At 70.1% G+C, this 10,318-nt stretch carries 11 protein-coding genes; 10 read left to right on the plus strand and 1 reads right to left on the minus strand.

What is annotated here, in order from left to right; all coding sequences use genetic code 11:
* Positions 1-122: 122 nt before the first annotated feature.
* The 10 genes from AB0G84_RS32760 to AB0G84_RS32805 all read left to right on the plus strand — a co-directional run bounded on the left by AB0G84_RS32760 (position 123) and on the right by AB0G84_RS32805 (position 9,605).
* Entirely contained in the window at positions 123-1,451 is a 1,329-nt protein-coding gene (locus tag AB0G84_RS32760) for a beta-ketoacyl-[acyl-carrier-protein] synthase family protein (RefSeq protein WP_361329073.1), read from the plus strand.
* A complete protein-coding gene (locus AB0G84_RS32765) occupies positions 1,448-2,689 on the plus strand; it encodes a ketosynthase chain-length factor (RefSeq protein WP_361329076.1) in 1,242 nt (413 codons plus the stop codon). The genes AB0G84_RS32760 and AB0G84_RS32765 overlap by 4 nt, the downstream gene beginning before the upstream one ends.
* A 37-nt stretch (positions 2,690-2,726) precedes the next feature.
* Positions 2,727-2,987: an acyl carrier protein gene (locus tag AB0G84_RS32770; protein ID WP_361329079.1), complete on the plus strand. Its 261-nt coding sequence runs from the start codon at positions 2,727-2,729 to the stop codon at positions 2,985-2,987.
* Positions 2,984-4,048: an SRPBCC family protein gene (locus AB0G84_RS32775; RefSeq protein WP_361329082.1), complete on the plus strand. Its 1,065-nt coding sequence runs from the start codon at positions 2,984-2,986 to the stop codon at positions 4,046-4,048. Before AB0G84_RS32770 ends, AB0G84_RS32775 begins: the two co-directional genes overlap by 4 nt.
* A complete protein-coding gene (locus tag AB0G84_RS32780; protein ID WP_361329085.1) occupies positions 4,048-4,656 on the plus strand; it encodes a malonic semialdehyde reductase in 609 nt (202 codons plus the stop codon). The genes AB0G84_RS32775 and AB0G84_RS32780 overlap by 1 nt, the downstream gene beginning before the upstream one ends.
* A gap of 127 nt (positions 4,657-4,783) precedes the next feature.
* Positions 4,784-5,938, plus strand: a complete 1,155-nt coding sequence (locus AB0G84_RS32785) for an acyl-CoA dehydrogenase family protein (RefSeq protein WP_361329088.1) — start codon at positions 4,784-4,786, stop codon at positions 5,936-5,938.
* The gene (locus AB0G84_RS32790; RefSeq protein WP_361329091.1) at positions 5,935-6,780 is read left to right on the plus strand and encodes an aromatase/cyclase; all 846 of its coding nucleotides are present in this window, start codon (positions 5,935-5,937) and stop codon (positions 6,778-6,780) included. The genes AB0G84_RS32785 and AB0G84_RS32790 overlap by 4 nt, the downstream gene beginning before the upstream one ends.
* The gene (locus tag AB0G84_RS32795) at positions 6,777-7,529 is read left to right on the plus strand and encodes a cyclase family protein (protein WP_361329093.1); all 753 of its coding nucleotides are present in this window, start codon (positions 6,777-6,779) and stop codon (positions 7,527-7,529) included. The genes AB0G84_RS32790 and AB0G84_RS32795 overlap by 4 nt, the downstream gene beginning before the upstream one ends.
* Complete coding sequence (locus tag AB0G84_RS32800; protein WP_361329096.1) at positions 7,519-7,959, plus strand: lipocalin-like domain-containing protein; 441 nt, start codon at positions 7,519-7,521, stop codon at positions 7,957-7,959. Before AB0G84_RS32795 ends, AB0G84_RS32800 begins: the two co-directional genes overlap by 11 nt.
* An 83-nt stretch (positions 7,960-8,042) precedes the next feature.
* Positions 8,043-9,605, plus strand: a complete 1,563-nt coding sequence (locus tag AB0G84_RS32805; protein ID WP_361329099.1) for an FAD-dependent monooxygenase — start codon at positions 8,043-8,045, stop codon at positions 9,603-9,605.
* Between the two features lie 63 nt (positions 9,606-9,668).
* Here AB0G84_RS32805 and AB0G84_RS32810 read toward each other — a convergent pair.
* Positions 9,669-10,318, minus strand: a 650-nt coding sequence (locus AB0G84_RS32810) for an NAD(P)H-binding protein (protein ID WP_361329102.1), incomplete at its 5' end; no start/stop codon positions are given.

The raw sequence follows: 10,318 nt of genomic DNA on the forward strand, positions 1-10,318 counted from the left end.
CAGGTACCCGACGGCCCCGGGACGACGCGTGCGGGCGCGCTCCCGGCCTGGAGCGCGACCTCGGCCCAAACGCTGCTCCGGCTTGACCCGCATTCAAGGCGGGCGTCGGAGGGTCACCAGTCATGCCCGTCCCGCGGTCGAAAGGAGCGCACCGGAATGCTTGGTACGACAGGACGTCGACGGTGAACCGCCGCGTCGTCATCACTGGCATCGGCGTACGCGCACCAGGTAGCACCGGTGCGAAGGAGTTCTGGGAGCTGCTGTCCGCGGGCCGCACGGCCACCAGGAGCATCTCGTTCTTCGACGCCTCCCCGTTCCGTTCCCGGGTCGCGGGCGAGGTCGACTTCGACGCGGCGGCGGAAGGGCTCAGCCCCCGTGAGATCCGCAGGATGGACCGTGCCACCCAGTTCGCCGTCATCTGTGCCCGGGACGCCGTGGCGGACAGCGGGCTGCTGCACGAGGAGCGCGATCCCCACCGGACCGGGGTCAGTCTGGGCAGCGCCGTCGCCTCGGCCACGAGCCTGGAGAACGAGTACCTCGTCATGTCGGACGCCGGAGCCCACTGGCTGGCGGACCCCGGCTACCTGTCCCCGCACATGTTCGACTACCTCAGCCCCGGCATCATGCCGGCCGAAGTCGCCTGGACGGTCCAGGCCGAGGGCCCGGTCACCATGGTCTCCGACGGTTGCACATCGGGGCTGGATGCCGTCGCCCACGGAGCGCAGCTCATCCGGGAGGGCACCGCCGATGTGATGGTCGCGGGTGCGGCCGACGCTCCCATCACCCCCATCGTCGCGGCGTGCTTCGACGCCATCAAGGCGACCACCCCGCGCAACGACGATCCCGCGCACGCCTCACGTCCCTTCGACGGATCACGCAACGGCTTCGTCCTCGCGGAGGGAGCCGCCATGTTCGTCCTGGAGGAGTACGAGTCCGCGCGCAGGCGTGGCGCTCACCTCTACGCCGAAGTGGGCGGATTCGCGACGCGCTGCAACGCCCACCACATGACCGGCCTCAAGAAGGACGGCCGGGAAATGGCGGAAGCCATCCGTGCCGCGCTCGACGAGGCGCGGATGGACCGCACCACCATCGACTACATCAATGCGCACGGTTCGGGCACCAAACAGAACGACCGCCATGAGACCGCCGCATTCAAGCGCAGCCTCGGGGAGCACGCCTACCGCGTCCCGATCAGCTCCATCAAGTCCATGGTCGGGCACTCACTCGGCGCCATCGGGTCCATCGAGATCGCCGCCTCGGTGCTCGCCATCGAACACAACGTGGTGCCGCCCACCGCCAATCTCCATACCGCCGACCCCGAATGCGATCTGGACTACGTGCCGATCACGGCGCGGGAACAGCGCGTCGAGACCGTCTTGACGGTGGGCAGCGGATTCGGCGGATTCCAGAGCGCCATGGTGCTCCACCGCCCGGAGGTGAGCTCCCGATGAAGCAGCTGACCGGACAGACGGCCAACCCCGTGATCACTGGGCTCGCCGTGGCCTCTCCCGTCGGGCTCGGCACGGAGGAATTCTGGAAGTCCCTGCTCGGCGGGGAGCGCGGTATCAGCCGGATCGACCGGTTCGACGTCTCCGGGTATCCCTCTCAACTCGCCGGACAGATCCGTGACTTCGATGCGGGGCAACACCTGCCGAGCCGGCTCCTGCCGCAGACCGATGTGTCGACCCGGTACGCCCTGGCCGCAGCCGGGTGGGCGCTGTCCGACGCAGGCATCACCGCCGAGACCCTTCCCGACTACGACATGGGCGTCGTGACCGCCAATGCGCTGGGCGGCTTCGAATTCACCCATCGTGAGTTCCGTAAACTCTGGTCACAGGGCCCGGAGTTCGTCTCCGTCTACGAGTCCTTCGCATGGTTCTACGCCGTCAACACAGGGCAGATCTCCATCCGCCACGGTATGCGCGGCCCCAGCGCTGCACTCGTGGCGGAGCAGGCCGGCGGCCTGGACGCCCTCGGCCACGCCCGTCGCACGGTACGCCGTGGCACCGGCCTCGTCCTCAGCGGCGGCGTGGATTCCGCCCTCGACCCCTGGGGCTGGGCCTCTCAACTGGCCGGCGGACGGGTGAGCCCCGTCGGCGACCCAGCACGCGCCTACCTTCCCTTCGACACCGACGCCTCGGGATACGTACCGGGCGAGGGCGGCGCGCTCCTCGTCGTGGAGGATGCCGCCGTCGCACACGACAGGGGCGCTCCGCAGATCTACGCGGAGATCGCCGGCTACGCCTCGACTTTCGATCCGCCCCCTGGCTCAAGCCGCCCGCCGGGGCTGCGCCGCGCCGCCGAACTCGCCCTCGCCGACGCAGGCGTCGGACCGGCGGACGTCGATGTGGTGTTCGCCGACGCGGCCGCGGTACCCGAACTCGACCGTGCCGAGGCGGCGGCGATCACCGCCGTCTTCGGCCGTGGCGGTGTACCGGTCACCGCCCCCAAAGCGCTCACCGGCCGGATGTACGCGGGAGGCGGCCCCGCCGACGTGGTGGCCGCGGTCCTGGCCATCCGCGACCAGGCGGTGCCCGCCACCGCCGGGACCTCCCACGTGCCGGAGGAGTACGGCCTGGACCTGGTCCTCCGCGAACCCCGTGAACTGTCCGTCGGCACGGCACTCGTACTGGCCCGTGGGCGCTGGGGGTTCAACTCCGCCCTCGTGGTGCGCGCACACCGCAACTGATCCCACTCAGCCTCCGCTACCCCTCTCTGGAGACGCCATGACCACGCTCACCCTCGACGACCTGCGCCGCATCCTCATCAGCTGCGCGGGCGAGAACGATGAGATCGACCTCAACGGCGACATCCTCGACTCCTCCTTCCAAGACCTCGGCTACGACTCCCTGGCACTCATGGAGACCGCCGCCCGCATCGGGCAGGAGTACGGAGTCGACGTCTCCGACGACGACATCGCCACGGTCGAGACGCCTCGCGCGTTGCTGGAGATCGTCAACGGTGCGGTGTCGGCCGGCGCGGCATGACCCGGCACCCGCACCCTGCGGTCTGGCCCCGGCCCGGTGTGTCACGGCCCCTCCTGAATCCCCGCGCAGCCAGGAGAATCGGAGACCCCGCCAGCGCAGCATTCCGTAGCGGTGGACCACACCGCACCGAGCGCACCCGCGTCATCAAAGCCGCTCCCGGCTCCCTGTACCGCACGGTGGCCGACGTGGAACGGTGGAGCGCCGTCTTTCCCTCCGTCGTGCACGTCAGGTCCCTGGAACGCACCGGACGTGGCGAACGCTGCGAACTCTGGGCCTGGGAGGACGGCGGGATCACCACCTGGACCGGTTCGCAGGTCGCCGATCCGGAACGGCTGGCGATCGCCTTCAGCTGGACGTCGGAGCAGCTGACGGCGACGGTCAGCGGCAGCTGGCACTTCCGCGGGCTGCCCGGCGAACGGACCGAGGTGATCCTGCGCGACCGGTTCAGGGCCGGGAGCGGTGACCCGGCGGGCGAGGACCGCATCCGGCGCATCCTCGACCGCCGCGGGCACGAGCAGTTCGACGCGCTGGTACGGATCGCGTCGCTGGCAACTGCCGGTGCGCCCTCCCCGGTCTTCTCCTTCACCGACAGCTTTCCGGTGACCGGTACCGCGGTGGAGCACTACGACGTCATGCGCCGTGCAGACCTGTGGGCCGAGCGACTGCCGCACGTGGCCCGCTCCACCGTGACCGAACTCCTACCCGGGGTGGACGCCCTGGAGTTGGACATCATCGGCGCCGAAGGGCTCGCCCGGCGGACCCGTTCGGTGCGGGTGTGCCAGGACCCCGCGTGGATCGCCCACAAGGAACTGGTCACCACCAGTCCACTCGTCGGCCACAGCAGTGTGTGGACCTTCACCGAAGGCCTCGGTGGTCCGCTTGTCACCGCCCGCCACACCGTCGTCGTCGATCCGGCGGCCGCGGCCGGCACGTACGGGGACGATGTGCCCCCCGATGCCGTCCGTGCCGAAGTCCGTGCGACGCTGCGCCGGACCGGCCTCGCGGTGCTGGGGTGCGCGCCCTCCCCTGTCCGCTCACCCCGCACGGCAAAGGCGTCGTAATGCACCAGGTCATCGAAGAGCACCTCGCGCTCGGCACAGAGGCCCAGGAGCTGCTTTTCCTCGAAGCCCGGACGGCGAATACCTTTTCCCAGGCCCCGGTGCCGGACGAGCAAGTACGCGCCATATACGAACTCATCAAGTACGCACCGACGTCGATGAACCAGCAACCGCTGCGCATTGTGCTGCTCCGTTCCGCCGATGCGCGCAGCAGGCTCGTCGCGCATCTGGACCCGGCGAACAAGGGAAAGAGCGAGCAGGCCCCGTTGGTGGCCCTGCTCGCCGCCGACCTGCACTTTCACGAAAGGCTCCCGGAAGTCTTTCCGCACGCCCGGAACGCCGCTGACCGCTACGCGGACAGTGCGGTCCGGGAACGGTCCGCGGTATTCAACGCCACTTTGCAACTCGGCTACTTCATCATCGGTGTCCGGGCAGCCGGCCTGTGCGCCGGGCCGATCGTCGGATACGACGAAGCGGGAATCAACCGGTCGTTCTTCCCGGACGGCAGAGGCCGCGTCATAGCGGTCGTCAATATCGGACGGCCCGGCCCGGCGCCCTGGCGTGAGCGATTGCCACGGCTCCGCTACGAGGACGTGGTTACCCAGGAATGACCCAAGGGACACCCGGGCCTGGACCGCAGCGGGAAAACAGCCCGGAGTGTGCCGGAACTCAAGCATCCGAGATCAGGATCTCAGACGTCAGAACGACCGGCCACGGCTGGAAAGGGCGGAATTGACGATGGCGGAGCCGCACCCCGGCACTTCGTGCCTGCTGTCGGACATCGAGACGCTCTGCACGGTGGCCCACAAGCGCGCCGAGGAGTCCGACCACAACAGGGCGCTGTGCCCCGACGTGGCCGAGCAGCTGCTGGAATCGGGCTTCGCCCGATACTTCGTCCCCGCGGCGCACGGCGGTTCCCAGGGCTCCTTCCGGGAACTGGCCCATGCGCTGTGCGTGACCAGCCAGGCCTGTGCCTCGGCGGCGTGGTGCGGGCTGATCTACGCGACGTCCGGCCGGATGACGGCGTTCCTGCCGGAGGAGGGCCGTACCGCGGTGTGGCGGGCAGGCGCGGACCGGCCCATTGCCGCGGCACTGGCGCCTGCCGGAGTGGCGACCCCCGTCGACGGCGGCTGGCGGGTCAGCGGTGAATGGGGCTTCCTCAGCGGCGTGGACCACTCGGACTGGGCCCTCGTCTGTGTGCCGGGTCCCGTGGACACTCCCGGTGACCCGTGGTTCATGGCGCTGCCCCGTAGGGACTTCACCATCCGCGACACCTGGTTCCCGGTCGGGATGCGCGGCACCGGAAGCAACACCCTGGTCGCCCACGATGCGTTCGTTTCGGCCGGCCATGCCTACCGTCACGAGGAACTGGTGACGGCGTCCGGTGCCGGCCCTGACGCTGCCTGCTTCCGGGTCCCGCTGCAGGCGGTCGCCGGGCTGCCGTTCGCCGCGCTCGTCGTGGGCATCGCCCGCGGTGCCCTCGACCACTGGTCGTCGTGGGCCGCCTCCCGTCCGGTACGGAACAGCGAGTCCGCGCGCCTGCTGATGGCACGGTCGGCGGCGGAGACCGACGCGGCGTGGCTGCTGGTCGAACGCGCGGCACAGGTCGCGGACGACGTGGTGCAGGCACGCCGCCACGCGGCCCGCAACGCCCGCGACGCGGCGTACGCCGCCGATCTGGCAAAAGGGGTCGTCAACCGGCTATTCGAAGCGGCCGGTTCCGCGGCTCAGCACCAACGGAGCCCACTGCAGCGGGCCTGGCGCGACATTCACGCCGCGGCCTCGCACGCGACGCTGCGCTTCGACCGCCACGGAACCGAGTTCGCACGGAGTGCATGGGCCGACGACACGGCCCTTCGGCAAGACATTCGGGATGACGGAGGAAGAACGTGATCATACATACCTTGATCTACCGCTTCGCCGACTCGGTGAGCGATGAGCAACGGCAGCGGTTCTTCACCGAGTTGAAGGACGTCGCGCTCGGCTCGGGCCTCGTCTCCCATTTCGGCTACGGCCCGCATCACAGGTTGCCGGTCGACGACAACGCCAAGGGCATGACCGCGAACGCCGTCGCCCAGTTCGCCTGCCGTGACCTCGAAACGCTGCGCACGTTCTCGGAGCTCCCGCATGTACACGCCTTCATCTCCCGCTGGCGGGCCACCGTGCAGTACGAGGCGGCCTTCGCGAACCATGCGGACCTGCTCGGCCTGAGCAGCCCCGATACCCCCAAGGAAGGACATGCCATGCATCACACCGAACACACCGTGACCGTCGACGCCCCGGCCGACGCCGTCTGGAAGGTGCTGGTCGACGTCGAGGGCTACGCCCGGATCTTCCCGCCGACACAGGAAGTGGTGATCCTGGAGGAGTCGCCCCAGCACCAGATCGCCAGGCTCACCGTCGATGTGAACGGCGAGATCCAGTCGTGGGTCTCCCGGCGCGACATCGACACGACCCGGAAGGTCATAGCCTACCGACAGCTCGAAAACGCCCCGATGATGGGCTACATGGGCGGCGAGTGGCGTGCCCTGTCCATCGACGAGAACACCACTCAGCTGGTGCTCACCCACGACTTCAAGCCCCGCGACCCGGTGGACGGGAAGGTCGCCGGCAAGTTCACCTACGCCGAGGCCGACGACATGATCAAGGCCGCCGTCGAGCGCAACAGCGTCGCCGACCTCGGGGCGGTCAAGGAGCAGGCGGAGAAGGCCGTCGTCGACGGATCCGCGGCGTGACGCGCCTCATCGACCTCAGCGTGGTCACCCGGCACACGCCGAGTGAGGCGACTCCGGTCACCGTGGACCTGCTCGATCACCGCACCGGTGCCACCGTGCTCGGGCTGAGCCCGGAGGACTTCCCGGACGGGATGGCGATCTCCAATGAGACCGTGACGCTGACCACCCACACCGGCACGCACATGGATGCTCCCCTGCACTACGGCCCGATGAGCGGCGGCGAGCCGGCCAAGAGCATCGACCAGGTGCCGCTGGAATGGTGCTACGGCCCCGGCGTACGGCTCGATGTGCGGCATGTGCCGGCCGGCGAGGGCATCACGGTGGCGCATCTGCGCGACGCGCTGGCCGCGATCGACCACCGGCTCGCCCCCGGCGACATAGTGATCCTGTGGACCGGGGCCGACGAACTGTGGGGCACGGCCGCGTACCTGACGACGTATCCGGGACTCACCGGCGAGGGAACCGCCTTCCTGGTCGAAGCGGGAGTACGCGCCATCGGCATCGACGCCTGGGGCCTGGACCGGCCGATGCAGTCCATGATCGAGGAGTACCGGCGCACCGGCGACAAGGGTGCGCTCTGGCCGGCCCACATCTACGGGCGGACCCGGGAGTACCTCCAGCTGGAGAAGGTGGCGAATCTCGGCGCGCTGCCCGCGCCCACGGGCTTCACGGTGGCGTGCTTCCCCGTGGCGGTCGGGGGCGCGGGGGCCGGGTGGACCCGGGTGGTGGGGATCCTCGATGAGGACTGAGCGGGCCGGCGCCGCGGCCGGGGTTCCGGGCGCCCGCGCCGTCACGCCCCAGGCCGTGGTCGGCACGTGGCGCCTGGTCTCCTTCCATGAGACCGACGAAACGGGCACGGCGCGGCACGAAGGGCCGCTGGGGCCGGGTCCGACCGGGCAGCTGATGTACCTGCCGGACGGCCAGGTATCGGTACACATGATGCGAGCCCCGGACGCTCCGCCGGGCACGCCGTCCTACATGGGCTACTCCGGCACCTGGCGGCTCGTGGACGGCACCACCCTCGTGCACCGCATAGCGATCACGCCGCGGCGGGACTGGGTCGGCACCGAACAGACACGGGACGTCGTGAGGGAGGAGGACCGGCTGACGCTGTACGCGCACACGCGCATCCAGGGCGTGCCGCACCACCGGGTGCTCGTGTGGCAACGCGTCACGTGAGGCCGGCACCCTCCTCCCCAGCAGCAGGCGCTGCCAGCGCGCCGAGCACACCCCCGAGTCGAGAGGTTCCGTAGATGGCCGGCATGCGAACTGACGAGTACACCCCGGTAGTGGTCGCCGGCGCGGGGCCGGTGGGCCTGATGGCGGCCTGCGTCCTGGGACTGGCCGGGGTCGACGTGGTCCTCCTGGAGCAACGCAGCGAACCGGACCCGGTGTTGAAGGCCGGCTCCCTCGGCCCGCTCGCCGTCGAGGCCCTTGAGCGGATCGGCCTGCGCGACGAACTCATCGCCGCCGAGCAGGAAACCATGGCCGGTTACGCGCAGATGGCCGAGCAGTCAGCGGACGCCGTGCCCGACGGCGAACGGGACGCGCTCGCCCAGGCGCAGCGCGAGCACTTCGCCGGACTGGAGAAGATCGAAGCATCGAGACGGTCGGAGCCGGGGCGGCGCAGGATGCGGGTGCCGCAAACGGCACTGGTGGAGATCCTGCGCCGGAAGGCCGAGCGCACGGGCGTCCAACTGCTGTCCGCCCACACGGTGACCGGGCTGCGGCAGGACGAGGACGGCGTCACCGTCGCCGTCCGCACTCCGGACGGGGAGACGGAGTTCCGGTCGCGCTACCTGCTCGGCTGTGACGGCGGTGGCAGCGCCGTCCGCACGGCCGCCGGATTCGAGTTCCCCGGAACCGCCCCGACCATGACGGGACGGCAGGGCGTCGTCGAGCTGGTCGATCCCGCGCAGATCCCGCCGGGCATCCACGACGTTCCCGGAGGCGTGCTGGTCTACGGGTTGGGTGTGGACCGGGTCGCCGCGCTGGAGTTCGTGCCCCCTCCTGAAGGGGACCTGGGCCCGCTCACGGAGCGGGAGCTGCACCAGGCCGTCGAGCGGGTGGCTGGCATCGACCTGGGCGTGCGGCGGATGCGAGCCGGCGGCCGGTTCACCGACGAGGCCCGGCATGTGCCGACGTACCGGAAAGGGCGGGTGCTCCTCGCCGGGGACGCCGCGCACATCCATGCCCCGGTGGGCGGCCAGGGCCTCAACTACGGCCTCATCGACGCCGTGAACATCGCGTGGAAGCTCGCCGCACGGCTGCACGGCTGGGCGGACGACGAGCTGCTGGACACCTACACCGCCGAACGCCGCCCCCAGACGGAGCGGCTCCTGCAGAACACCAGGGCGCAGATCGCTCTCATGCGGCCCGACACGCACACCAGGGCGCTGCGCGAGCTCTTCTCCGAGCTGATGGACCTCGACGACGTCAATCGCTTCATCGGAGACCTGATGGCCGGCCTCACCACGCGGTACGACCTCGGAGATCAGGATCCGCTGGTCGGCACGCTGTGCCCGGACATGAAGCTCGTACCGGTCGGTGACGACTTCGAGCCCGGGGCCCGGCGGCTGGCGGAACTGCCCCATGACGGGCAGGGCCTGCTGCTGGTCCTTGACGACCATCCGCTGCCCCCACAGGTCGCGGCGCCGTGGGCCGGCCGGGTGCGGGTGGTCCGCGCCACCGCCGAGCGGGACGATGTGCGGGCCGTGCTGCTGCGCCCCGACGGCTGTATCGCCTGGGTGGCCCGGCGGGACGCCGAGCCTGCCGAGGAGGCGCTGTCCCACGCCTTGCGGCGCTGGTTCGGAACGCAGCACTGAAAAGGGGCGATCCGCGGTGGCCGAAGAATCACGGGGGTAACCGCCGCGGATCGCGTTCAGGGGTCAGCGGAAGTCGGCGGCGTGGTCGACGGCCCACTGCGCGTAGGTGCGGCCCTTCTTGCCCGTCAGGTCCGGGTACGTGGTGTACACCGGGGCCGGCCGGTTGTTCGCGTCGACGAGGTGCTTGACCAGGGTGTTGACCATCTCCTCGGCACCCCACTGACTGAGCGTGGTGCGGTAGTCCTCGGCGCTGATCTCCTCCAGCCGGATCGTGCGGCCGGTGGCCTCGGAGAGGCACTCGATCTGCTCCTGCTGGGTCACCGACGCCGGCCCGCTCAACGGGTAGGCCTTGCCCTCGTGGCCCGGCTGAGTGAGGGCCAGCACGGCGATGTCCGCGATGTCGGCCTCATGGATCGACGAGGCGTGCGCCTGCGGGTACGGGGCCTTGACCGTCCCGGTGGCACGGATGGCCGGGGCCCACTGCAAGGTGTTCGTCGCGAACGACCCGGGCCGCAGGAACGTCCAACGCAGCCCGGAACCACGCAGCGAGGTCTCGGCCGCGCGGTGCATGCGCACGATCGGGTCGGTCGCCGGATCTCCCTCCTCCACGCCGAGGGCGGAGAGCAGGACGATATGCGGGGAGCCGGCAGCCTCAGCGGCCTTGATGAACCCGTCGATGCCCTGCGCGTCCGCGTACAGGAACACCTTGGTGA

Origin of the sequence: Streptomyces sp. NPDC020742, from assembly GCF_040641675.1 — a bacterium.
GTDB lineage: Bacteria > Actinomycetota > Actinomycetes > Streptomycetales > Streptomycetaceae > Streptomyces.

Bases quoted from the DNA above. Each gene is read 5' to 3' on its own strand.
- AB0G84_RS32760 (WP_361329073.1), top strand. From the start codon at position 123: ATGCCCGTCCCGCGGTCGAAAGGAGCGCACCGGAATGCTTGGTACGAC.
- AB0G84_RS32765 (WP_361329076.1), top strand. From the start codon at position 1,448: ATGAAGCAGCTGACCGGACAGACGGCCAACCCCGTGATCACTGGGCTC.
- AB0G84_RS32770 (WP_361329079.1), top strand. From the start codon at position 2,727: ATGACCACGCTCACCCTCGACGACCTGCGCCGCATCCTCATCAGCTGC.
- AB0G84_RS32775 (WP_361329082.1), top strand. From the start codon at position 2,984: ATGACCCGGCACCCGCACCCTGCGGTCTGGCCCCGGCCCGGTGTGTCA.
- AB0G84_RS32780 (WP_361329085.1), top strand. From the start codon at position 4,048: ATGCACCAGGTCATCGAAGAGCACCTCGCGCTCGGCACAGAGGCCCAG.
- AB0G84_RS32785 (WP_361329088.1), top strand. From the start codon at position 4,784: ATGGCGGAGCCGCACCCCGGCACTTCGTGCCTGCTGTCGGACATCGAG.
- AB0G84_RS32800 (WP_361329096.1), top strand. From the start codon at position 7,519: ATGAGGACTGAGCGGGCCGGCGCCGCGGCCGGGGTTCCGGGCGCCCGC.
- AB0G84_RS32805 (WP_361329099.1), top strand. From the start codon at position 8,043: ATGCGAACTGACGAGTACACCCCGGTAGTGGTCGCCGGCGCGGGGCCG.